At 55.6% G+C, this 23,515-nt stretch carries 27 protein-coding genes; 25 read left to right on the top strand and 2 right to left on the bottom strand.

What is annotated here, in order from left to right:
• The first annotated feature begins 4 nt into the window (after positions 1-4).
• Genes pcn through E7Z62_00325 form a run of 6 tightly spaced genes read left to right on the top strand, consistent with a single transcriptional unit; the run spans position 5 to position 5,358 of the window.
• Positions 5-739, top strand: coding sequence for a proliferating cell nuclear antigen (pcna) (gene pcn / locus E7Z62_00350; GenBank protein ID MBE6521573.1), 735 nt, complete (start codon positions 5-7; stop codon positions 737-739).
• A 4-nt stretch (positions 740-743) separates the two neighbouring features.
• Positions 744-1,574 (top strand): transketolase, encoded by an 831-nt coding sequence (locus E7Z62_00345; protein ID MBE6521572.1) that lies wholly within the window; start codon positions 744-746, stop codon positions 1,572-1,574.
• Complete coding sequence (locus E7Z62_00340; protein MBE6521571.1) at positions 1,571-2,512, top strand: transketolase family protein; 942 nt, start codon at positions 1,571-1,573, stop codon at positions 2,510-2,512. Before E7Z62_00345 ends, E7Z62_00340 begins: the two co-directional genes overlap by 4 nt.
• Positions 2,513-2,516: 4 nt before the next feature.
• Complete coding sequence (gene fsa, locus E7Z62_00335) at positions 2,517-3,164, top strand: fructose-6-phosphate aldolase (protein ID MBE6521570.1); 648 nt, start codon at positions 2,517-2,519, stop codon at positions 3,162-3,164.
• Positions 3,050-4,315: an NAD(P)/FAD-dependent oxidoreductase gene (locus E7Z62_00330; protein ID MBE6521569.1), complete on the top strand. Its 1,266-nt coding sequence runs from the start codon at positions 3,050-3,052 to the stop codon at positions 4,313-4,315. The genes fsa and E7Z62_00330 overlap by 115 nt, the downstream gene beginning before the upstream one ends.
• Positions 4,312-5,358, top strand: a complete 1,047-nt coding sequence (locus tag E7Z62_00325) for a class I SAM-dependent methyltransferase family protein (protein ID MBE6521568.1) — start codon at positions 4,312-4,314, stop codon at positions 5,356-5,358. Before E7Z62_00330 ends, E7Z62_00325 begins: the two co-directional genes overlap by 4 nt.
• Here E7Z62_00325 and E7Z62_00320 read toward each other — a convergent pair.
• Positions 5,327-6,832 carry a hypothetical protein gene (locus E7Z62_00320; protein ID MBE6521567.1) on the bottom strand — a complete coding sequence of 502 codons (1,506 nt, stop codon included), beginning with the start codon at positions 6,830-6,832 and terminating at the stop codon, positions 5,327-5,329. The two genes, E7Z62_00325 and E7Z62_00320, sit on opposite strands and share 32 nt — an antisense overlap.
• 113 nt (positions 6,833-6,945) lie before the next feature.
• Between E7Z62_00320 and E7Z62_00315 the strand changes: the two genes are divergently transcribed.
• The 10 genes from E7Z62_00315 to E7Z62_00270 all read left to right on the top strand — a co-directional run bounded on the left by E7Z62_00315 (position 6,946) and on the right by E7Z62_00270 (position 17,203).
• Positions 6,946-7,434 (top strand): hypothetical protein, encoded by a 489-nt coding sequence (locus tag E7Z62_00315; protein ID MBE6521566.1) that lies wholly within the window; start codon positions 6,946-6,948, stop codon positions 7,432-7,434.
• Between the two features lie 49 nt (positions 7,435-7,483).
• Positions 7,484-8,410 (top strand): ribose 1,5-bisphosphate isomerase, encoded by a 927-nt coding sequence (locus tag E7Z62_00310; protein MBE6521565.1) that lies wholly within the window; start codon positions 7,484-7,486, stop codon positions 8,408-8,410.
• 4 nt (positions 8,411-8,414) lie between these two features.
• Complete coding sequence (locus E7Z62_00305) at positions 8,415-9,644, top strand: ribulose 1,5-bisphosphate carboxylase large subunit (GenBank protein MBE6521564.1); 1,230 nt, start codon at positions 8,415-8,417, stop codon at positions 9,642-9,644.
• Positions 9,641-11,152 (top strand): AMP phosphorylase, encoded by a 1,512-nt coding sequence (locus E7Z62_00300; GenBank protein ID MBE6521563.1) that lies wholly within the window; start codon positions 9,641-9,643, stop codon positions 11,150-11,152. The genes E7Z62_00305 and E7Z62_00300 overlap by 4 nt, the downstream gene beginning before the upstream one ends.
• On the top strand, positions 11,149-11,913 hold the full coding sequence (locus tag E7Z62_00295; protein MBE6521562.1) for a chitin deacetylase: 765 nt from the start codon (positions 11,149-11,151) through the stop codon (positions 11,911-11,913). The genes E7Z62_00300 and E7Z62_00295 overlap by 4 nt, the downstream gene beginning before the upstream one ends.
• A gap of 254 nt (positions 11,914-12,167) precedes the next feature.
• A complete protein-coding gene (gene folD / locus E7Z62_00290) occupies positions 12,168-13,055 on the top strand; it encodes a bifunctional methylenetetrahydrofolate dehydrogenase/methenyltetrahydrofolate cyclohydrolase FolD (GenBank protein ID MBE6521561.1) in 888 nt (295 codons plus the stop codon).
• Positions 13,052-13,711, top strand: coding sequence for an RNA 2'-phosphotransferase (locus E7Z62_00285; protein ID MBE6521560.1), 660 nt, complete (start codon positions 13,052-13,054; stop codon positions 13,709-13,711). The genes folD and E7Z62_00285 overlap by 4 nt, the downstream gene beginning before the upstream one ends.
• Positions 13,712-13,736: 25 nt before the next feature.
• Positions 13,737-14,690: a DUF1743 domain-containing protein gene (locus tag E7Z62_00280; GenBank protein ID MBE6521559.1), complete on the top strand. Its 954-nt coding sequence runs from the start codon at positions 13,737-13,739 to the stop codon at positions 14,688-14,690.
• A 74-nt stretch (positions 14,691-14,764) separates the two neighbouring features.
• Positions 14,765-15,475, top strand: a complete 711-nt coding sequence (gene uppS, locus E7Z62_00275) for a di-trans,poly-cis-decaprenylcistransferase (GenBank protein ID MBE6521558.1) — start codon at positions 14,765-14,767, stop codon at positions 15,473-15,475.
• A gap of 3 nt (positions 15,476-15,478) precedes the next feature.
• On the top strand, positions 15,479-17,203 hold the full coding sequence (locus E7Z62_00270; GenBank protein ID MBE6521557.1) for a TIGR04190 family B12-binding domain/radical SAM domain protein: 1,725 nt from the start codon (positions 15,479-15,481) through the stop codon (positions 17,201-17,203).
• A gap of 3 nt (positions 17,204-17,206) precedes the next feature.
• Here the strand turns inward: E7Z62_00270 and proC are convergent, their stop codons facing one another.
• Entirely contained in the window at positions 17,207-18,013 is an 807-nt protein-coding gene (gene proC, locus E7Z62_00265; GenBank protein ID MBE6521556.1) for a pyrroline-5-carboxylate reductase, read from the bottom strand.
• Positions 18,014-18,204: 191 nt separating this feature from the next.
• Between proC and E7Z62_00260 the strand changes: the two genes are divergently transcribed.
• From E7Z62_00260 to nuoK, 9 genes are read left to right on the top strand one after another with little or no spacing between them, the layout of a single operon-like run.
• The gene (locus E7Z62_00260) at positions 18,205-18,492 is read left to right on the top strand and encodes an NADH-quinone oxidoreductase subunit A (protein ID MBE6521555.1); all 288 of its coding nucleotides are present in this window, start codon (positions 18,205-18,207) and stop codon (positions 18,490-18,492) included.
• Entirely contained in the window at positions 18,483-19,046 is a 564-nt protein-coding gene (locus E7Z62_00255; protein MBE6521554.1) for an NADH-quinone oxidoreductase subunit B, read from the top strand. Before E7Z62_00260 ends, E7Z62_00255 begins: the two co-directional genes overlap by 10 nt.
• A gap of 2 nt (positions 19,047-19,048) precedes the next feature.
• Positions 19,049-19,513, top strand: a complete 465-nt coding sequence (locus E7Z62_00250) for an NADH-quinone oxidoreductase subunit C (protein MBE6521553.1) — start codon at positions 19,049-19,051, stop codon at positions 19,511-19,513.
• 5 nt (positions 19,514-19,518) lie between these two features.
• Positions 19,519-20,673: an NADH-quinone oxidoreductase subunit D gene (locus E7Z62_00245; protein MBE6521552.1), complete on the top strand. Its 1,155-nt coding sequence runs from the start codon at positions 19,519-19,521 to the stop codon at positions 20,671-20,673.
• Positions 20,674-20,679: 6 nt separating this feature from the next.
• Positions 20,680-21,843 (top strand): NADH-quinone oxidoreductase subunit H, encoded by a 1,164-nt coding sequence (locus E7Z62_00240; protein MBE6521551.1) that lies wholly within the window; start codon positions 20,680-20,682, stop codon positions 21,841-21,843.
• On the top strand, positions 21,843-22,583 hold the full coding sequence (locus E7Z62_00235; GenBank protein MBE6521550.1) for a 4Fe-4S dicluster domain-containing protein: 741 nt from the start codon (positions 21,843-21,845) through the stop codon (positions 22,581-22,583). The genes E7Z62_00240 and E7Z62_00235 overlap by 1 nt, the downstream gene beginning before the upstream one ends.
• The gene (locus tag E7Z62_00230) at positions 22,583-22,924 is read left to right on the top strand and encodes an NADH:ubiquinone oxidoreductase subunit 6 (chain J) (protein ID MBE6521549.1); all 342 of its coding nucleotides are present in this window, start codon (positions 22,583-22,585) and stop codon (positions 22,922-22,924) included. The genes E7Z62_00235 and E7Z62_00230 overlap by 1 nt, the downstream gene beginning before the upstream one ends.
• Entirely contained in the window at positions 22,917-23,210 is a 294-nt protein-coding gene (locus tag E7Z62_00225; protein ID MBE6521548.1) for a hypothetical protein, read from the top strand. Before E7Z62_00230 ends, E7Z62_00225 begins: the two co-directional genes overlap by 8 nt.
• Positions 23,207-23,515 (top strand): NADH-quinone oxidoreductase subunit NuoK, encoded by a 309-nt coding sequence (gene nuoK, locus E7Z62_00220; protein MBE6521547.1) that lies wholly within the window; start codon positions 23,207-23,209, stop codon positions 23,513-23,515. Before E7Z62_00225 ends, nuoK begins: the two co-directional genes overlap by 4 nt.

Genomic DNA, 23,515 nt, shown 5'->3' with positions numbered 1-23,515 from the left:
GGATATGTTCGTTGCAGAGCTGAAATCCGACACACTCAAAGGATTGGTGAACATAATCTCGACACTCATTGACGAGGTCAAGTTCACTGTCAACGCCGAAGGCATGACGCTCAAGGCTGTCGACGCCGCACACGTCGCCATGATCGAGATGAACGTCACAAAGGGAGCTTTCGAGTCCTTCTCAGCCGAGGACACGGAGCTCGGTCTCGACCTCGAGAAGGTCAAGGGAGTCCTCAAACTGGCAGGATCCGGAGAGACCATCAGGATGGAGCAGGACGACGCCACTGGGAAGCTCATCTTCAAGGTAGGCAACATCACAAGGCGCATGAGCCTCATCGACACGACCGGAATGAACGACCCCAAAGTCCCCCAGCTCAACCTCTCGGCGACCATCACCGTCCCCGTGGAGGAGCTGCAGAAGGGAATCCGCGCAGTGGAGTCCATCTCCGATCACATCACGCTCAAGGCAGGTCCCGAGTTCTTCGAACTCTCCTGCGAGGGGGACACAGATTCCGTCAGCCTCAAACTGGACGCCTCCTCAGCGAAGATCAGCACGGATACGGACGTGTGCAGCATGTTCCCTCCAGACTATCTCGCCAACATCATCAAGGCCATCCCCTCGGGGACTCAGGTCGACATCGAACTCGACAACGATTATCCCGTCAAGCTCGTGTTCGCGCTTGCTGACGGGGCAGCGAAGGTGGATTACCTCCTCGCACCCAGAATCGAGAGCGAGTGAGACGATGGAAGAACTAACGCTGAGCGACCTGGAAAACATCGCGAACAGGCTCAGGCTCCACGTCGTCGAGATGACGTACGCGGCCCATTCGGGACACCCCGGGGGATCGCTGTCAGCAGCGGACATGATGGCCGCTCTCTATTTCAGATTCATGAGGCACGACCCTATGAACCCCCAGTGGGAGGACAGGGACAGATTCGTGCTCTCCAAGGGCCACGTGGCACCCATCCTCTATGCGGCATTGGCCGAGTCGGGGTACTTCCCCGTCGAGGAACTCACCTCCCTGAGGCAGATCGGATCGAAACTGCAGGGACACCCCGTACGCGGAAAGGTCCCCGGAGTGGAGATGTCCACAGGATCCCTCGGTCAGGGGCTCAGCATGGCATGCGGTATCGCACTGGCAGGCAAGATGGACGGCAAGGACTACAGGACCATCTGCATGCTGGGCGACGGAGAGCTCCAGGAAGGACAGAACTGGGAGGCGGCAATGTTCGCCCGCCAGGCAGGGCTCACGAACCTCATCGCCATTGTGGACCGCAACAGATTGCAGATCACAGGCGACACCGAGGGTGCCGTCGGTCTCGAACCCCTTCCCGAGAAATGGAAGGCGTTCGGATGGAACGTTATCATAATCGACGGACACAACATGCGTCAGATCCTGGAGGCCCTGGACAAGGCAGCGGCCGCAAGGACCAGGCCTACCGTTATCATAATGAAGACCGTGAAGGGAAAGGGCGTATCGTTCATGGAGAACAACGCCGGATTCCACGGAAAGGCATGCAACGACGAGGAGTATGCGAAAGCGGTCGAAGAGCTCAGGGCGGTGATCCAATGACAGGAGAGAAGCTCGCTCAGCGCAATTACTACGGAAAGGCTCTTGCAGAGCTTGCTGTGGAAAACCCCAACGTCGTCGTCATGGATGCTGACCTGGCAGGATCCACAAAGACCTCGGACTTCCAGAAGGTATGTCCCGAGAGGTTTGTCGAGGTCGGAATCGCCGAATCCAACATGATCGGTATCGCAGCAGGACTCGCGGCTTCCGGAAAGACGGTCTTCGCATCGACATTCGGAGTGTTCGCCACCGGAAGGTGTTGGGAACAGATCAGGCTCGGAGTCGCATACCCTAAGCTGAACGTCAAGATCGTAGCCACCCACTGCGGAATCAGCGTGGGTGAGGACGGGGCTTCCCATCAGGCCCTGGAGGACATCTCTATCATGCGCAGTCTTCCGAACATGGTGGTAATCGCGCCTGCTGACGCCTACGAGGCATTCGCAGCCACCAAAGTCCTGGCCGCCTACGACGGTCCGGCATACATGAGGATGGGCCGTGCGGACTTCCCCACAATTCTCGAGCCCGACGTTGAGTTCGAGATCGGTAAGGCGCAGGTCCTGAGGGAGGGCGGAGACGTCACCATCATCGGATGCGGACAGATGGTCTCATTCTGTCTCGAGGCGGCAGAGTTCCTCGCGATCGAGGGAATCAACGCCGAAGTCATAAACATGTCAACAATCAAGCCTCTCGACACCGCGACGCTCATCTCGTCCGTAACCAAGACAGGATGCTGCGTCACCGCCGAGGAGCACAGTATCATCGGAGGATTGGGTTCAGCCGTTGCGGAGGCTCTCTGCGACAGCACCTGTGTGCCTCTGGAGAGGGTCGGAACCAAGGATACCTTCGGTGAATCCGGCAAACCCGCGGACCTGATGGTCAAATACGGTCTTACCACGCAGGATATAATCGCTGCCGCCAAGAGATCGATTTCAAGGATGTGACGAGATGAAGATATTCATAGACACTGCAAATCTGGACATGATCAAGGAAATCAACAGCTGGGGAATCCTGGACGGAGTGACGACCAACCCCAGTCTCATCGCCAAGGAAGGAGTCGACGTGAGGACCCGTGTAAGGGAGATCGCTGAGATCGTCGACGGACCCATCTCCGCAGAGGCAATGTCCATGACCTGCGACGAAATGGTCAAGGAGGGCCGCGAGCTCGCCAAGATCCACCCCAACATCAATGTCAAACTGCCTATGTGCGTGGAGACACTGAAGGCCACCAAGATCCTCTCCTCCGAGGGAATCAAGGTCAACGTCACCCTCATCTTCTCTCCTCTGCAGGCATTGCTAGCAGCAAAGGCCGGAGCAGCATTCGTCTCTCCCTTTGTAGGACGTCTCGACGATATCGGACAGTTCGGAGGCGATCTCGTCGCCCAGATCATGACAGTCCTCGAGAACTACGGCTACCCCACAGAGGTCATCGCAGCATCCATCCGCGGACCCAACCACGTGCTCGAAGCGGCACTCAACGGATGCGACATCGCCACGATCCCCTACGACACCCTCAAGAAGATGGTCGGACACCCCAAGACCGACGAGGGTATCCAGAAGTTCATAGCCGATTACGAGAAATCCAAGAAAAACTGATCGCGATGCACGACGTAATCGTGGTCGGTGCCGGACCGGCTGGGAGCCTGGCAGCCAGAAGACTGTCGGAGAAGAAGTACGAGGTGCTGGTGCTCGAGGAGCATGAGTCCCCCGGAATCCCCCAGCACTGCACAGGTCTGGTTTCCGAAGAGACAATAAAGATGTCCGGCGTCAGGCCGGTGGAATACAGCACATTGTACGGTGCACATGTCGTCTTCCCCAACGGAGAGTCCCTAGAGATACGTTCGGATAAGCCCAAGGCGAAGATGATCGACCGTGTGGACCTTGAGGTCAAGATGGCCGAGGCCGCACAGGATGCCGGTGCCGATTATTGTTTCAACGAGCGCTATAACGGCCATACCGTCGGAGACGCTGTAGTCGTGGACACCAGTGTCCGTCCCCACAGAGGGAAGATAATCATAGGCGCTGACGGGGTCAACTCCCAGGTGGCCATGTCCCTGGGCGATAACAAACCCAAGGAGTACATCAGGGGAATCCAGGCAGATGTCGATTACAAGATGGACGACCAGGAGATGCTGAACCTTTATCTCGGCAACAAGGTCGCCCCCGGATTCTTCGCATGGGCGATCCCCTGCGGCGAATTCACACGCATAGGTCTTTGCTCAACATGGTCGGCAGGACCCCCTTCGGAATACCTCTCGGACATCCTTGTCCAGATGGGATTCCATGACAAGGTGCTAAGGGTGCATTCTGGAAAGATCCCCCTCGGTATACGTCCGTTCCTCTGCGGGGACAGGTGCCTGCTGAACGGGGATGCCGCCGGTTTCGTCAAACCCCTCTCCGGAGGAGGACTCTATCCCACGTTCAGGGCCAATACGCATCTCGTCAACACCATCACCAACGGGTTGGATTCCGATGCCCTGTACTCCAGGGACCTGTCCGAGTACACCAGGGCATGCATGGAGGATTTCGGCCGCGAGCTGGACCATTCCTATCAGCTGAGGAAGAGGTACAAGAAGCTCACGGACAACGATTTCAACAGATTCTACGATTACATCATGAAGAACGACCTCGTTCCGTTCGTCCAGGAGATCGATATCGATCATCCGAGCGAGGTCATCAAGAAGGTTCTCAAGAGTCCGTCCAGGCTGCTTTCCGCCATCCCTCTGGCCTTGAGGTCAGTCAAATGAAGAGGGTAACGTTCGCCAAACTGCCATCGGAAGAGGCCGGCCCGATCATCCGCGACCTTATGTCAAAGGAGTATGTCGACCTTCACGCGAAGATAGGCAAGGATGAATGTTTCCGTTATGTGCCAGTATTGCCTGAGTTCATTGATACTGTCAGGGCCATGGGCATCGAGACGGCCGAGGGGGACGCCCATACATTGGACCGCAGGAGCCCCCAGGAGAAGATACATGACATCCTCTCGGACCATCCCGAATTGGAAGGGATCATCCCCGAGAAGTGGGAGTATGTCGGGGACATCGTGATAGTTAGGATGGATCCCGCCTGCGAACCTTATAAGGAACTGATAGGCAAGACATATGCGGAGGTCCTCGATGCCAAGACCGTCTGTGCGGACGTCAGAGGCGTCTCGGGGGAATTCAGGCAGCCAAGCATGGAGGTCATATACGGTACCGACACGGAGTCGGTCCGTCTCGAGAACGGGATCAGATACGGTTTCGATGTCACCAAGGTGATGTTCGCTTCCGGGAACACCGACGAGAGGATGCGCATGAGGAAGCTGGACTGCACCGGGGAGACCGTGGTGGACATGTTCGCGGGGATAGGCTACTTCACCCTCCCTCTTGCAAAATACTCGGGTGCGAGGCGCGTATTTGCATGCGAGAAGAATCCGGAATCATATCAGTTCCTCTGCAGGAACATCAGGGACAACGGGCTCCAGGACAAGGTCATCCCCATCCTATCCGATAACAGGAACCTTCTGGGGAAGCATTTCGCCGACCGTATCCTCATGGGATATGTCCAGACGACCTCCGAATTCGTCCCCAAGGCGCTGTCGATGATACGTCCCGGTGGGATCATACACTATCACGACACATTCTATGTCACCGAATACGAGGATAGGATCAGATCGATCTTCGATGAGAACTGCGGAAAGGACGGGTACGAGATCCTCAGGATTCACGAGGTAAAATCATACGCCCCGTCCGTCTCGCATTATGTGGCCGATATAAGGGTCAGACCTTCTCTCCAGAACCTGATGCAGTGAGCAGGGTGTTCATGGTCTCGCGGTACTTGTCGCCGTTGGCCGCAACCACGGCTTTGACGAAGGGCAGGAGATATTCTGCGAAGTCTTTCTCCTCGTTGCTGAGCTTGATGGGGAGTTCGGTCGCACCCGTGGACATGACGAAGGCTGCGGCGACGCTGCGTGCTTTGTTGTTCTTCAGTCCGGTGTTCTGAAGTGTCTTCTCGACCATCTGTTGGCCTCCGACCTTCGCTGCCTTGGCCAGGGAATCCGCCAGTGATGTGATGGGCCCAGGTCTGTTGAATACGGGCAGCGAGTCGACGACCGAAGCGGAGATCTGGATGTTGTGGGCCGCTTCCAGCGACTGAAGGGGCTGGACGTTGGTCTGGTCCCCCATCTTGGCAGCGGTTTCAGCATCGGTATAGACTGTGATGATCTCTTTCCAGTCGGCCTCCCAAAGGATACCGAGGACATCTGTGATCCTGTTTCCCTTGGCCACGATGGCCCTGGGGTTCTCTGCGAGGAACCTCTTCAGACATGCCTTGACGTCATCCGCTCCGACTATGTCATTGATGAACTCGTCCAGGGAATCCCCGTAGTTCTTGGTGCCTATGATGTAAGTGGCGACGGAACTGCCCCTGAGGTCCCCGAGCTTGGACCTCTTGACCTCGTTTATGAGGGAGGCGTCGGTGAACTTCCCGAACATGAAATCTTTGAGCTTGTCGTCGTCTATCTCCTCGTAGTCCTTCTCCCCGGGCTTGTGATACTTGTGTCTTATGCGGACGGTGAGGTCCTTCCAGGGATCCGTTCCCGCGACCCTCGACAGGAGGTACTGTGCGGTGGAGACGTTCTTGGCGCAGTTCTCGCAGATCTTGATGGTCTCTCCGATGGATTTGATCTCGATCTCGAGGACAGCGGATGCATCGTGGCCGCACTGGAGCCCGTCATCGGGGAACTCGTACGGGGTCTCCCAGAAGGTGTCGTAAAGATAGTCCTCCGGCATGTTGAACTTGTCAGAACAGACGAGGGTGTCCTCGAAAGAGTACAGGTACAGTCCGTTCTTCTTGATGAACTGGTTGTAGAGCAGGAGCCTGATCTTCGGATCGGTGTAGTATTGGCATCCGATGAGCTTGTCGGCACCGACGCTTCCCCTGACCGCATAGGATACGGTGTCCTCACCGAGTCTGGCGCTGGCCAGGAGCGGGACCGAACCGGATGCTGCGAGGGAGATGGTACCTGCATAGGCCTTCGTGATGTCGTCGTTGAACATCTTGCCGGCTTCCTTCACGAGCGCATCCGCGTTGTTGCGGATCTTCTGGAGGGAGTCGATGCTCTTGAAGACCTTGTCGAAATGGCATTTCCTGCAGTTGCCTGCGCACATGGGCCTGAGGAGGCTGGGGTTCTCCGCTAGGTTCCTGGAGCGTTCCAGGAGGTCATCCTCCAACTTTTTGGAGGTGTGCTTAACTCCTCTCATCCTCACGCGTTTCTTGCCGGGCATGCCCTCTCGATTGTATCTCTTTTACTAATACCTCACTATCGCATGCGCGGAAAGTCGGGAAACACGGACGGAACGTCCTCACGGCTATATACCGATCATATGATTGACCGTCCATGGAGTCCGACTTCGAGAAGAGCGTCCGTGAGTTCCTCGCCAAGGAACCATTCTGTCTGAGGAAGGTTTCGGAGGAGAACCTGGCACTGTTCTGCGCAGCACTAACTCATGATAGTTATTCCAATGAGGCACTGGACATGGATCCGCCCAGGCATGTGGAGTCCTACGAGCGTCTCGAGTTCCTTGGGGACGCTATCCTGGAGTTCCTTGTCTGCGAGCACGTCTACAAGGATACGAACATCAGCGAAGGCCCTATGACGGATTATAAGCAGGACAAGGTTGCCAACCATATGCTCTCTCAGCGCATCCTCGTGAAGAATGTGGGGATAGACGCTGTAATGAGGGTCGGGAAGGGACATCTGAGGGGTCAGACCAAGTCCATTGAGGAGAACATGCGTGCGGATTGCTTCGAAGCATTGATCGCCGCCGTCTATCTCTCATACGGACTAGACGAGGCCCGCAGGGTGGTCAGAGCCGTGGTGCTCTGAACCGCGCTATATTAGAATATTATAATAGGCACAGGCCCGATACACACCCATGGACCAGAACGTCGTTTCGATTTCTCAGGATATCCGCGATATGAAGATACGCGGTGCAGGAAGGATCGCCAGGGCAGGGGCCACCGCCGTCTGCAGATTCGCAGAGGGGTACTCGGGGACCGATCTGACATCCTTCAGCAGGGATCTGGATGACGCCGTGAAGGTAATCTTGGACTCCAGGCCGACGGCAGTATCGCTGTGGAACGGTGTCCACGCATCCATAAAGGGGGTCAAGGAAGCTTCCGGCGTGGAAGAGGCGAAGGAGATCCTCATCAGGAACTCGAACGAGTTCATAGCAGAGTCCAACGAGGCCGTCCAGAACATCGCACGTATTGGTGCGAAGAGGATCGAGGACGGTGACACGATTATGACGCACTGCAACAGCAGCGTCGCCATCGGTGTGATATCCGAAGCCCACAGGCAGGGAAAGGACATCAAGGTGTACGCCACCGAATCCCGCCCCTGGAGGCAGGGCATACTTACAGTCAACGACCTTTCCAGAGAGGGGATAGACACCACGCTGATCATCGACAGCGCCGTCCGTCTCGTCATGAAGAAGGTCGACAAGGTCTTCGTGGGGGCCGACACCATAACATCCCACGGTGCGCTCGTGAACAAGATCGGGACTTCTCAGGTGGCATTAGCCGCAAAGGAGGCCAGGGTCCAATTCTACGTCTGCAGCGAGACCTACAAGTTCTCGCCGCTGACCCTCGAAGGGGATCTGGTGAAGATCGAGGAGCGCGAGATCTCGGAGGTCGTCAGGCCAGGGGAGATCCCTGATTCCGTCAAGGTATTCAACCCAGTCTTCGACGTGACACCCTCGCAATACATCGACGGAATAATCACCGAGCTAGGCCTGATATCGCCGGGCTCGGTCTACGACATCCTGGAGAAGAAGTTCGGAACGGAATTAATGAAGGAGTGATCAAATGGATTCATATCTGCATCTTGGAGAGCCGGTGGACCCGGACAAGTACGTTGTTTGCAAATACCGCGTGACGACAGACCTACCGATGGAGAAGGCGGCGGAGGCGATAGCGGCAGAACAGTCCACAGGGACATGGACCGGAATCTCCACTCTGGACAAGGACATATTCGATTCCCTGGGAGCAAGAGTCGTGGACATCTCCGGCGACGAGATCATAGTCGAATTCCCCACGGAGGACTTCAGCATCGAGGTCGGTGCCGTACCGCAGATCCTCAGCGTAATAGCCGGGAACCTGTTCGGTCTGGGAGCACTGAAGGGTGTGAGGTTGGAGGATGTGACGTTCCCCAAGGAGATCCTCAACCAGTTCAAGGGTCCGAAGTTCGGTGCCGACGGTATCAGGAAGGCCCTTGACCGTCCCGAGAAACCGTTGGTGGGAACTATAGTCAAGCCCAAGATCGGTCTCAATCCAAAAAAGACCGCGGAATACGTATACGAGGCCGGATCGGGAGGGCTCACTAACTCCAAGGACGACGAGACCCTGGTCGACCAGGCGTTCTGCCCGATAGAGGACAGGACGATTGCGGTCGCAGAGGCACTGGACAGGCTGGAGAGCGAGGGCCACAAGATGATGCACGCCATCAACGTCAGCACCCGCGGCGACAGGATCGTGGAGTTGGCGGAGAAGGTCCAGTCATGGGGTGCGAGGGAACTGATGGTCGATGTCATCACATGCGGATTCGGAGCCGTACAGGCTCTCGCAGAGGACCCGTCCATCAAGGTGCCCATCCATGTCCACAGGACCATGCACGGAGCATTCACCAAGGATCCGCTACACGGTGTCGCTATGCTCCCGCTCACGAAGCTGACCAGGATGTGCGGAGGAGATGCTCTGCACATAGGTACCCTCGGAGTCGGGAAGATGTCCGGCAGCACGAAGGAGGATTCGAACCTCACGGCATGCCTCGGGAACGATGTGCCCTATAAGACGGTCATGCCCGTATGTTCCGGCGGAGTCTACCCCGGAATAGTCGAGGCCATCGTGAAGAAGGCAGGGAACAACGTACAGATTCAGGCCGGAGGCGGTGTCGCAGGACACCCCGGAGGCGTCAGGGCAGGGGCCATGGGAATGAGTCAAGCTGTGGACGCCGCATTCCTGGGCATCCCCAAGGAGGAGTATGCCAAGGACCACAAGGAACTGGCCGTAGCACTTGAGACGTGGGGATCCAAATGAAGTTCAAGATCAAGACGGTGGACGTCCGCTCTCTGGAGCCCCAGATCCTTTTGGACGAGGAGGACTGCATAGAGCTTGGCGTGAAGGAGAACGACCGTGTGAGCATCACGGGAGAGAGGTCCGCAATATCGTTGGTATCCTATGCAGACAACATAGTCGAGAAGGGAGTGGCGATAGTTCCCAAGAACATAGTCGAGAAGACCGGCCTCAACAAGGACGGCACGGTCAACATAACATACGCCCACAATCCCGATTCGGTAAGATATATCCGTATGAAGATGGACGGCGAGAGGCTCAGCAAGGAGCAGATCGAGGCCATCGTCAGGGACATCTTGGACAACAGACTATCCAGGATAGAGGTGTCCGCATGGCTGACTGCCCTATACATCAACGGTATGGATATCGATGAGATCGCCGATTTCACCATGGCCATGGCCAACACAGGGGACATCATCAAGTTCTCGAGGACGCCGGTGTTCGACTTCCACAGTCTGGGAGGAGTACCGGGTAACAAGATCACACCTATAGTCATCTCCATAGTCGCGGCGGCAGGACTGATGATCCCCAAGACATCATCCCGTGCCATAAGCAGTGCATGCGGGACATCCGATTTCGTGGAGACGTTCTGCGACGTGGAGCTCTCGTCAAGCAAACTGATGGCGATATCCGAGGAGGTCGGAGGTGTGTTCGCATGGGGAGGATCCATGAATCTGGCCCCCGTGGACGATATGGTAATCAAGATAGAGCACCCTCTGGGAATAAACCCGAGGGCGCAGATGCTGGCCTCGATCATGAGCAAGAAGGTCGCCATGGGTTCCACGCACCTGTTGGTTGACATCCCGACCGGTTCTGGTTCAAAGGTACCCACATTGGAGGAGGCCAAGGCATACGCCCGCGACCTGATGGATCTGGGCGAGAGGATCGGAATGCACGTGGAGTGCGCCATCACATACGCTGATCAACCCATCGGAATGGCCATCGGACCCAATCTCGAGGCCAGGGAATGCATCTCCATACTGGAGGGGGAGAAGCACCCGTCCAGTGTCATCGAGAAGGCATGCGAGTGCGCAGGGATCATCCTCGAGATGGCAGGCGTCCCCAACGGGGCGACCAGAGCAAGGGAGATCCTGGATTCGGGAGAGGCCCACAAGAAGTTCCTGGAGATAGTGGTGGCCCAGAACGGAAGGCCCGATCTCAAGTCATCCGACCTGAAGCCCGGAGACCACTCGTTCGATCTGAAGGCCACGAACCCCGGATATGTCCATGCCATCCGCAACAAGGAGATAGTCAACATTGCGAAGGCTGCAGGATCGCCTTCCGACAAGGGCGCCGGACTCTTGATCTACAAGAAGAAGGGCCAGAGGGTGGAGGCCGGCGATGTGCTGATGACGATATACGCCGAGAGCGATGCGAAACTCAAGCGTGCTCAGGAACTGGCGATGAGCAATAACCCGTTCGACATCGAGGGAATGCTGATCAAGAGAGTCACGGAGGTCAAACCCAGATGACCCGCAGGCTCATATTCACAGTGGATCTGGACCGTGATGTTAACATCGAGGTCGACGGTTCAAGGGCCGCAGGCTCCATTGACCGCGGGCAGGGGACCGCCCCCAGGTTCGAATCCGCCGAGAAGGGTCTGGAGATTCTATTGGATATACTGCATAATTACGGTATCAAGGCCACATTCTTCGTGGAAGGCCATACCGCCGAGGTCCTGGACTGTTCTGTATTGGCCGACCACTGCGTCGGATTCCACGGCTACGACCATGAGGATATGACAAAACTCGGACCGGACGACCTCAGAGAGGTCATGGAAAAGGGGTATTCCGCAGTGAAGGACAACCTGAAGGCACCGACGTGCTTCCGCGCACCATTCATGCAGATGTCCGACCAGGTATACGGAGAGCTGGGGAGGCTGGGAATAAAGCACGATTCATCGGTTTATGCCGATCCCGGTAAGAGGCCCTATGAGGTGTCTGGAGTGACGGAGCATCCAGTCGCGAAGGGCAAGGATCTCAGAGGGAAGAACATTGCAGCATATCTTTGGCCTATGCACGAGGGTAAGAGGGAACCTTCCGACTACCTTTCCCTTGCAAGGTCAGTCGGCGACGGCGATCTGGTGCTGGGCACACATTCATGGCATATGGTGGAATCCCGTGACAAAGGGATCATGACCTGGGCGGAGATGGAGCACAACAAGAAGGCCGTCGAGCAGACTCTCAAACTGATCATCGACGAGGGATTCGAACCCGCGACGATCATTGAGTGACCTGCCGTAAACAGAACCGGGACCAGAAGCTGATGGATGAATCATCTTAATGTGCCAGTTTATGTTGATGCAGTCGATTTTCTGCATCGGAGCAGGCTGTTGCGCAAGTTCCTTTCCATTCGAAGCCGCAGGGAAGAATGACTTCACGTAGGCGGATTCATTCGTTTAGTGGACTTTAATGGAATCCAACCTTAAAAAGAACGGGCGCACGATTATATACGCATGAAAATATGGCGCGCATACCGTGATCAAGCATGACCAAGCTCATACTAGGGAAGGATGTATCGGCCGAGATCTATGCCGAGCTCAGGACAAGGATAGAAAACCTCAAGGCAAAGGGTGTGACGCCCGGTCTAGCAGTCGTCCTTGTCGGTGACGACCCCGCTTCGCAAGTCTACGTCAGGAAAAAGGGCGAGATGTGCGAGGAGCTTGGGATGAAATCCGTCACGGTGCGCATGCCTGCAGATACTACTCAGGAACAGCTCATGGCGAAGGTGGACGAGCTCAACAAGGATCCATCGATACACGGATTCCTCGTCCAGCTGCCTCTCCCGTCGCATCTTGACGAGGAAGCGGTGATCAACGCCATCGATCCCAAGAAGGATGTGGACTGTTTTCACCCCAGCAACGTCGGACGCGTGCTCATAGGCAACCCGGACTTCCTTCCCGCCACACCGGCAGGGGTCCAGCAGATGCTCATAAGGTCCGGTATCGAGACTTCGGGGAAACATGTCGTGGTCATCGGACGCAGCAATATCGTGGGAAAACCCATGGCCGCGATGATGGTCCAGAAGGGTGCAGGCGCGGATTCAACAGTCACCATCGTACATTCCCGTACCAAGAACCTGCCGGAGATCACTAGGCAGGCCGACATCCTCATAGTCGCCATAGGCAAGCCCCGCTTCGTAACGGCGGAAATGGTGAAGGACGGCGCAGTCGTCATAGACGTGGGGACCAACAGGGTTGATGACCCGACACATCCCAAGGGCAGCAGGCTCGTGGGGGATGTGGATTTCGAGAATGTCAAAGACAAGACATCAGCAATATCGCCGGTCCCCGGAGGAGTGGGTCCGATGACAATTTGTATGCTCATGGCCAACGCGGTCAAAGCGGCCGAGAAGGCTTCGGAAGTGAAACCATGATAAGAGAATGCGAGGAGCACGGATATTTCCGTAACGAACGCTGCCCCTATTGCGGCGAAGAAGGCAAATTCATAATGTCCGATTTCGAGGTTGAGAAGATTGGAAGGACATTGGCAGGAATCCTGAGGCACGGGAAGTACAATCTCAGGATGGACTCCCAGGGATACGTCTCTACCCGCGACGTGCTCGACAAGATCAAGGACCTGAACCCCCGCATGGGATGGCTCAGGATCAGACACCTGGAAGCGCTGGTCGATACCGACCCCAAGGGAAGGTACAGCATCTCCGCCGGTAAGATCAGGGCAACCTACGGCCACACGATTGAGCTCGACATCAAGCTGGACTGTGAGAACATACCCGAGGAGCTCTTCTACCCCACCAACGAGGAGGAGGTCGAGGACCTGCTCGAGAACGGAATCGTACCTGGCGACCGCTCCATGGTCCATCTCTCGAGGACATTCCAGGATGCCATGCGCGCAGGTCTCGTGCACACCGAGGACCCCATAATCCTCGGAATCGACACGGACATCTGTATGGACGCAGGTTACGACATCGGAAAGGCCGCACGCACCGTCTACCTCTGCAGGAACGTTCCCGCCGAGGCACTGTTCGTCGCTGACCCGGACGAGTACGGATCGGAAGAGGAAGAGGACTGACCCTTCCAGAGGAATTGGTGTTAATATGGTGCAGATACTGACGCCGGAAGAGGTACAGGCCAGGACAGGAAGGATGTTCTGCAAGCGCTTCCTGACGATGGTCGACGAGAAGAGCGGCAAGGTCCAGTTCATAGAGACATGCTCGTCCGTCGGTCCAGCGGAATGGGATGCGGTCAACAGGCGCCGTACAGGCGGTGTCATCAAGTCCGTGAAGCTGAAGTCCACCATGCTGATCACCACAGCGGAAATCGGCGAGGGGGAGCTCAGATTCGGTCCGGTCTCACAGCAGCTTGGCGCGATGGGTATCAAATCCATCAAGATCGAGGGTGACGAGGTCCGTTCCACATGGTACGGGATGGCAGGAGCATCCGTAGGGATCGGAGCATGCATGCCTGCATGCCCTGACGTCCTCCGCACCGAATTCCCCGACGATTTCAAGATGGGAGGCGGACACACCACCCACGTGGACATCATAACCCCTAAGCTGGTCCGTGTGATCATCGGTATCGACGATACCGATACGAAGGAGAAGGGGGCCACATGGGTCGCGGGACTCAAGCTCGGAACACAGTGCCCTATCGGCAAGTTCATCGAGCACAAGATCGTCCAGCTCAATCCCGATGCACCCAACAAGACGACGAACTGCTGCGGTACCGCAGTGTCCTTCGCCGTCAAGGAGTCGGAGATTCCGGCGCTCATCGAGTATGCTGCGGATTTCATCCGCAAAGAGAGCTATTCCGAAGATGCTATCATGACGGTCTTCCAGGGTCTGGAGATTCCCAAGAGCCTGGCGGATTTCGGGTGGGATTGCAAGAGCATCCTCTTCAAACCGGAGGATGCGGTCAAGGTAGCGGAAGAGAACGGGGTGCAGATCATCTCGCTCAACGGCGGGACCAAAGGCGTCATCGGCGCCGTGGCGGCCATAGGCTGCTTCGACATGGGCGAGAAGGCCGCAGGCGTTCCTCAAGACTTCGAGTGATAGACATGGCGATGCCCAATCTGGTCAAGGATGCAGCATATACGGCTTACGAATCCTCGCTCAGAAAGGAGGTCATGAACGGGGCGATCCCCAAGCATATCGCCATCATCATGGACGGCAACCGCAGATACGCGGAGGAGGTCCTCGGGGAACCCACCATCAAGGGACATACCATGGGCAGGGACAAGCTCAAGGAGGTCCTGGAGTGGTGCACGGATCTGGGGATCAGCCATCTCACTTTGTTCGCATTCTCCACGGAGAACTTCAAGAGGGATCCGGAGGAGGTGGAGTACATCATGGAGTTGATGGAGAAGTCCTTCTACGAGTATGCTGACTCGGAGGAGGTCCATAAGCGCCGCGCAGGTATCAGGGTCATCGGGGACAGGAGCCTTTTCTCCCCGGAACTCCTCAAAGCGGTCGAATACGCGGAGGAGAAGACCAAGGATTACAACGAGGTCACAGTCTACATGGCGGTAGGATACGGCGGAAGGCAGGACATCGCCCAGGCTGTGAGGTGCATCGTGAAGAAGGTCCAGAAAGGTGAGATCACTGTCGACGACATAGACGAGGACATGATATCATCCGCCATCTCTACAAGCGACATACCGGATCCAGACCTCGTGCTGAGGACATCCGGGGAGATCAGGATCTCCAACTTCCTGCTTTGGCAGATGGCTTATTCCGAGTTGTATTTCACGGATGTCTACTGGCCGGGATTCAGGTACATAGACTTCCTGAGGGCCATCAGGACATATCAGCAGCGCAAGAGGCGTTACGGAGCATGATGCATGAGCTCGGACATCATATTCATGCATGCGCCGTCCGTCTATGACTTCCGCAAGAAACCGATATTCTACGGGCCGGTCAGCGATGTTATACCGTCGTCGCCGGTCTTCGAGATGTATCCTATAGGATTCATGACGATCTCCTCCCATCTGGAGGCTGCCGGTTTCAAGACCAGGATCGTCAACATAGCGGTCCAGATGCTCCAAAGCGACAAGTTCGACGTGGAGAAGAGGATCAGCAAGCTCAATGCCAAGGTCTTCGCCATAGACCTCCACTGGATGCCCCATGCTCATGGTGCGATAGAGCTGGCGAAGATCGTCAAGAAATACCATCCCGATGCCCTTGTGGAGTTCGGAGGGCTCACTTCCTCGTACTTCTACAGGGAGCTCATCCAGCGTCCCGAGATTGACCTGGTTATGAGAGGGGACACTACGGAGGTCCCCACTGTGATGATGATGGAGGCCCTCTCGAAGGGAGGCGACCTCTCCGAGGTCCCGAACCTCACATGGAAGGACGGAAACGGGAACGTGCACGAGAACCTGGTCTCATATTCGCTACAGTCCCTTGACGAGATAAAGTTCGATTACGGGACCATGATCAAGTGCGTCATGCGCAACATGGACATCTCCGGAGCCCTGCCATGGTTCGGATGGGACAAGCTCCCCCTGACATCGGTCTTCACCGTCAGGGGTTGCTCCATAAACTGCGCCGAGTGCGGAGGTTCCCATCACGCCAACGGCAAAGTGGTCTGTAGGAAGGCCCCCGCTTACAGGAGCCCTGAGAAACTGGCGGAGGACATGGATGTCATCCAGTCCTATCTGGACACACCCATATTCATCGTGGGCGATTTGAGGCAGCAGAGTATGGATTATGCCGACAGATTCCTCAAGGAATGCAAGGAGAGGCGCATCAAGAACCATGTCGTCATCGAGCTGTTCAACGGCGGAACGCCGGAATACTTCAAGAAGATCAACGACACCTTCGATGGAGGTTGGTCTATCGAATTTTCGCCCGATTCCCATGACGAGCAGGTTCGCCTGAACCTGGGAAAGGGTTACACGAACGAGGCCATAGAGAAGACGCTGCCGGCGGCATTCAACAACGGGTGCAGCAGGATGGACCTGTTCTACATGAACGGACTCCCCTACCAGGACAGAGCATCCGCCCTGTACAGCGTGGAATCGGCAGAGAGGCTGTGGAGCCTGGTAGGCAGGGATGACGGGCTATTCATCTACAATGCACCGTTCGCACCCTTCGTCGATCCCGGGAGCAGAATCTTCGAGGAACCCGAGAAGTGGGGATACACCCTAAGGGCACATACCCTGGAAGATCACAGGAAGCTGTTGGACAACCCCTCTTGGAAACATGTCCTGTCCTATGAGACCAAGTGGATGACCCGCGATGACATAGCAGAAGTGTCCTACGATGCTGCATTGGTGCTTGCCCAGAAGGAGTTCGAGGCAGGCCGTATCGAGGAGAGCGTCAAGAACGACAGATGTCAGAGGACCGAGTTCGCCCGTGAGCTGATGCACAAGGTCGACGAAATCATGAAGATCGAGGATGCCGAGGAGAGGAACGCCCGCCTCTGGGAGACCAAGGACGAGGGTACCCGTATGATGAACTCCACGATAGCTAACAAAAAGGACCTCGACTGGGATGCGGGCTCCATATGGAGCAACGCACCCCGCGTCGGTATCGGTCTGGTAAGGTCGTTTTTCAGAAAGTGAGTTTCATTCCTGCGACATCTCGCGGGATTTCGCTATCGTCCCATCGACTGCGTTGGACATGGCCGAGCGCATTCCGAGGTCCTCGAGTATCTTCACTCCGACGATTGTGGTTCCTCCGGGTGAACATACCTCGTCTCTGAGCTGATCCGGATGCTTTCCGGTCTCCAGGACCATCTTGGCCGCTCCGAGCATGGACTGTGCTGCCAATTTTATGGATTGCTCGCGGCTGAGGCCGTTCAGGACACCTGCATCCGCCATGGCATCGATCACCATATAGAGGAATGCGGGAGAGCTTCCTGCGATTCCCGTCACTGCATCCATCTGAGATTCGGGCACCTCGACCGCTAATCCTACAGAGGACAGAATCTTCTCTATCTTCTTCTTGTCCGCCGCTTTCAGCGTAGGATCGCACGTGTAGCCCATGGCGCCTTCGAGGACCATGCAGCAATGGTTGGGCATAACTCTAACTTTTTTAGCGTCTGGCACATAACGATTCATCTTCTCGAGCGAGAGTCCGGCGACGATGCTGATGAGGATCTTCCCTTTGCCTATCTTCACGCCCTCGTCCTCGAACAGTCCGGGTACGTTCTTGGGCTTGACGGCGAGCACGATGAGGTCCGCATCCTTCACCATGTCCGCGGCCTTCGCATAGGTCTTGACGCCGTAGACGGTCTCGATGTGTTCTCTCGTCTTCTGACTCGGGGCGCAGGCGATGATCTCGTCCTTCGAGAACACTTTCTTGGCGATCAGCCCTCCGATGAGGGCCTCTGCCATCTTCCCGGCACCGATGAATCCGATATGGCTAGACATGGTCCGTTAATCGTTGATTCAGTACTAAAACTGTGGTCTAAACCGTCTAACAACGCCCTATTATAGGAACGCGTGTGCGGTTATCTTTATGTACCAATAAAGTATCCAATCGCCCAATGTTACTAATAATGTACTACATGCCGTTGGCTTTTGTGGCGCTTTTGACGTTCGCATTTGGCCCTCTCGCATGGTTGGTATCGAGGTTCCTTAGGCCTGAGAAACCCACAGAGTGGATGGAGCAGACCTATGAGTGCGGTTCGGAGCCTATCGGAGAAGCGCACGTGCAGTTCAGATTCCAGTACTACACGTTCGCTCTTATCTTCGTCGTCTTCGACTTAGTAGCGACTTTCCTCCTGATCTGGGCAATCGCCTTCTCAGGATTGAGCGCTACCGCTCAGCTCATGATGATCATCTTCTTCGGAATCATGGTCCTCGGAGTGGCATACTCTCTCAAAAAGGAGGCAGAAGTATGGATATGAGCCTTTACCCCCATGCAGTAGCAATGAGTGCTGACGAGTTCATGACATGGTCGGACGCGATCATCAATGACCTGCTCAGCACCGGAACAAAGAAATCAGTGGATAAATTGACGGGTCCCATCTGGGCTTGGGGAATGAAGAACTCCATGCACCCCCTTCACTGGGGACTGGCCTGCTGTGCTCTCGAGATGGCGGCCGCATCCGCGCCCAGGTACGATGCAGAGCGTTACGGTATGATCTACCGTTCATCGCCCAGGCAGACCGATATCCTGCTCGTTAACGGCTGGATTTCGAAGAAGATCCGTCCCGACCTTAGGCGTCTCTACGAGATGATCCCCAACCCCAAGTGGGTCGTGGCAATGGGAGAGTGCGCCATTTCTGGAGGACCTTGGTACGATTCCTACAACTGTATCCAGGGACTTGACCAGATCGTCCCCGTCGACGTGTACATCCCCGGTTGTCCCGCACGTCCCGATGCGATGATCGACGGATTCATGCTCCTTCAGAAGAAGATCGAGGCATACTTCCGCAGAGGAAACTTCATGGAGGACTGAGCATGGCAGAAGTCTATCAGAGTCCTTCAATCGAGGAGATCACAAACGCCCTCACAACAAACTTCTCCGGAGTGGAGATCATCTCCACAGAGGAGCGCAGGGTCAAGGCAAAATGCCCCAGGGAGATCTCCCATGATGTTTGCCAATTCATCCACGACAACCTCACGTTCGAGCACTGCTCCGTCGTGACCGCCGTGGACTACATCGACCATCTGATGGTCGTTTACCTCTTGTCCAACTACTACAACGGAATCATGATCGACCTCGACGTCGACGTCCCGGCCGACGATCTCCACATCGCCTGTGTCACCGACATCTGGCAGGGAGCGAACTGGCATGAGAGGGAGACATGGGAACTGTTCGGAATCGTCTTCGACAACCACCCGAGGCTGGAGAGGCTGCTCACACCGCAGTCCTACGAATTCTTCCCCTTCAGGAAGTCATACAAACTCAGGAGTCAGGAGTGAGAACCATGGCAGATTCGCTTGTACCCGTATTAGAAGCACAAGAGAAGATGGACACAGACAAGATGTGGGTTATCTGGGGTCCCCAGCACCCGTTCTCTCACGGTCTTTGGACACTCAAGCTGAAGATCGACGGAGAGTTCTGCGTTGACGCAGATCCTATCGTCGGATATCTTCACCGCGGTTGGGAGAAGGAGACTGAGAACAGGGACTACGCAAGGATCATCCCCATGACCGACCGTCTCTGCTACTGTGCATCAATGACATATTCTCACCTCTACTGCATGACAGTGGAGAAGGCCCTCGGAATCGATATTCCTGAGAAGGCCAAATACATCAGAATCGTAGCTGACGAGGTGTGCCGTATCCAGTCGCACCTCATGTGGCTCGCTGCAGTCGGAACCGACATGGGTAACCTGACCGTGTTCCTCTGGGCAATGAGGGAGAGGGAGTACTTCCTGGACCTCAACGTCAAACTGTGCGGTGCCAGGATGACCACGAACTTCCCCCGTATCGGAGGAGTCAGGAACGACACGACCGAGCTGTTCGACAGGGATATTCTGAGGACAGTCGACCGTTTCGAGAAGGCAATGTGGGACATCATCTACCTCATCGACGACTCTTCAGTCTTCGTATCAAGGATGAGGAAGATCAGCTACCTCACACGCGAGCAGTGTGCCAACATGGGTCTCACTGGTCCCGCAATGAGGGGTTGCGGTGTCGATTTCGATATCCGCCGTGACGACCCCTACGACAACTATGACAAGGTCGACTTCGAGGTCCCGGTCCTCAACAAGGACACCAAGGTCGGAGACACGTACGACAGGTACATGATCCGTATCGAGGAGATGTTCCAGTCCTGCGATATCATCAGGCAGGCAGTCAAGAAGATCGAGGCAATCGGAAAGAACGCACCCTACAGGATCAAGACCCCCACAAAGGTCCCCGCCGGAACAACATTCGGAAGGCTCGAGGATCCCCGTGGAGAGTCCATCATGTACCTCGTATCCGACGGTACAGACAAGCCTTACAGGCTTAAGGTGCGCAGTCCGATCTTTACGAACGTTTCATGCTCCAAGGTAATGTGCGAGGGAGTCAGGATCGCAGATGTTCCTGCAGTTCTGGCCCAGATCGACATGTGTCTCGGAGAGACTGACAGGTGAGGGAGAATGGCAGATTACGTATCTATATTGGATTGGATCAACTTCAGGGATCCCTACGCCAACCCCTTCACACCTTTCCTGACGGACAACCTTCCGTACGATATCTGTTACGGACTCTGGGAGATCATCGGCGGAACAATCGCATGGCTTATCGACCTGCTCTTCCCTGGCAACCCGGTCTCCGAGTGGCTGGTGTGCGACCAGGTATTGGTCATCTTCGCATTGGTCCTCTTCATGCTCGTCGTCTTCATCGTGGCATTCGTCGTGGTCCTGCTCAATCTATGGATGGAGCGTAAGGTCCTCGGAAGGCTGATGGACAGGCGCGGAACAATGATCGGAATGAAGGGATTCCTTCAGTGTGTCGCGGACGGTCTTAAGACCTTCATGAAAGAGAACACAATCCCCGCGAAAGTCGACAAGATGACATACATCTGGTGTGTCTCGCTTATCGTCGGTCTTTCTTGTTTTGTCGCTTGTATGGTGCCCCTGTCCGACAGATGGTATGTCGTGAACTATGACACCGGACTTTTGATCATCATGGCGTTCTACGCCCTTGCCCCGTTCTTCATCCTGGTTTCCGGATGGGCACAGAACAACAAGTACTCCCTTATCGGAGGAATCAGGGCAGCAGAACTGATGATCTCTTACGAAGTCCCGATGCTCATCATCATCGCCACCGTCTCCCTGCTCGCAGGAAGCTTCAACATCGGCGAAATCGTTGCACTTCAGGACACAGTTTGGCTTATCATCCCGATGGCCCTCGGTTTCATCGTCTTCTTCTTCTGCGCAATCGCAGAGTGTGAGAGGCCCCCCTTCGACATCGCCGAAGCAGAGACTGAGCTGGTCGAGGGATGGCAGACCGAGTACGCAGGAATGAAGTGGGGACTTATCATGCTCGCAGACTACCTCAGAGGTTCAGTCTCGTGCGGTATGGTCGCCATCATGTTCCTCGGAGGATGGACTCTCCCCTTCATCGGCGGAACAGCCCTTCCTGAGATCGTGTTCCTTATCAAGGCATGGTTCGTGTTCTTCCTGATGATCCTCGTCAGAGGAGCAATCGCTCGTGTCAGGCCCGATCAGATCCTTAACCTCGGTTGGAAGGTCTTCATGCCTTTGGCAGTGTTCAACCTCGCAATCGCTGTATTCCTTAAGATTGGAGGGATCTACTGATGGCAATGAAATATCTTGATAAGTATCCGAAGAACCTCGCCAAGAGCCTTTGGATCATGAAGCCTGTATGGACAGCCTTCAAGCTCTTCTGCAAGACAGTCGTCCACAGGCCCGTTACAGTCCTCTACCCCTACGAGAAGGAGTGGATTCCCGAGAACTACCGCGGACGCCCCGGACTCAGGTTCGACAGGTGCGTAGGATGCGGTATGTGTGCACGCATGTGCGTCACACAGGCGATCAAGCTCATCGAGGTGGATGACGACAACGGCAACAAGGTAATGAGACCCCAGGTCAACGTCGGAAGGTGCGCATTCTGCGGATACTGCGCAGAGTACTGCCCCGTCGATGCAATGACCGTCACGCCCGAGTACGAGCTGGCCGAGTACACAAGGTACGACCTGCTCTATGGACCTAGGAGGCTCAACTACCCCAACACGACTCCCGGTATGGAGGTCAAGCTGGAAGTTACACTTCCCTCCGATATCGCGAACGGCAACCCTGAGAGGCGTGTCTTCATCTTCGATGTCGACAAGCCCGAGCTCACAGACAGCAAATGTATCGGCTGTAAGAAGTGCTCCAAGGTCTGCCCCGTCGAGGCCATCACCATGGTCGAGAAGGGAGTCAACGACAAGGGAAGGCCCATCGTGCGTCCCGAGTTCGACAACGCGAAGTGCATCTCATGCAAGAACTGTGTGGACGCATGTCCTAAGGATGCTCTTCAGATCAAGGAGGTGCTCTGATGGGAATTATTTATGATTTCATTGTGGATATTTGGACCGGAGTCGTGGATTTCGCTTCATATGCGATCGAGAACCTCGACCTCGTAGCGTTCCTTATCCTCGCAGCAATCACAATCCTTGCTGCATTATACGTGGTTCATGACAAGGAGGTCATGCACAGCGCGTTCTATCTGGCCCTCGTGTTCCTCTGCGTGGGACTCTTCTACTTCTTCCTTGAAGCGGAGTTCCTTGGAGTAATACAGATGCTGGTGTACGTCGGTGCAATCACCATCCTGTTCGCATTCAGCGTCATGCTTACCAGAAGATACATAGTAACAAAGGAGGATGATTCCGATGAGTAAGAGAAGCACCAAAGGCCTCATAGTCGCAGGGGTCCTGGTCTTTGTGCTCGTCGCAGCGATCATGACTACCGACTTTGACCCGTATTTCGACACCCCTCAGGAACTGCCTACGTTCCCTGACGGGCACAGCGGAGAGAGCATATTCGATGGCGATGAGCTCGTGGAGAACAGTCTCCCCTACGCCATCTTCGAGCAGTACGGATTCGTACTCATCCCCTTGGCCGTTCTGATGTTCGGTGCAATGGTCGGAGGAGTCGTTATTTCCAAAGAGGAGGTCGAAGAATGATCCCGATGGAGTATTTCCTCGTCCTCGCAGCCATCCTGTTCGTCATCGGTGCGTACGGTGTGCTCACAAAGAGCAACGCGATCGTCGTGCTGATGTGTATCGAGCTCATGCTCAATGCCGCGAACATCAACTTCGTGACATTCGCTGCTTACAACTACGACATAGCCGGACAGGCGTTCGTCATCATGTCAATCTCCGTCGCAGCTGCAGAGGTTGCAGTCGGTATCGCCATCCTGCTCAACGCCTATAAGATGAGGAAGACCACAGAGCTTGACGATGCCAAGCTCACAACGATGAGGTGGTAA

This window comes from Thermoplasmata archaeon (assembly GCA_015063285.1).
Classification (GTDB): Archaea; Thermoplasmatota; Thermoplasmata; order Methanomassiliicoccales; family Methanomethylophilaceae; genus Methanoprimaticola.
Note: the sequence above shows the minus strand (reverse complement) of the source record. Positions and strands in the feature narration are given on the sequence as shown.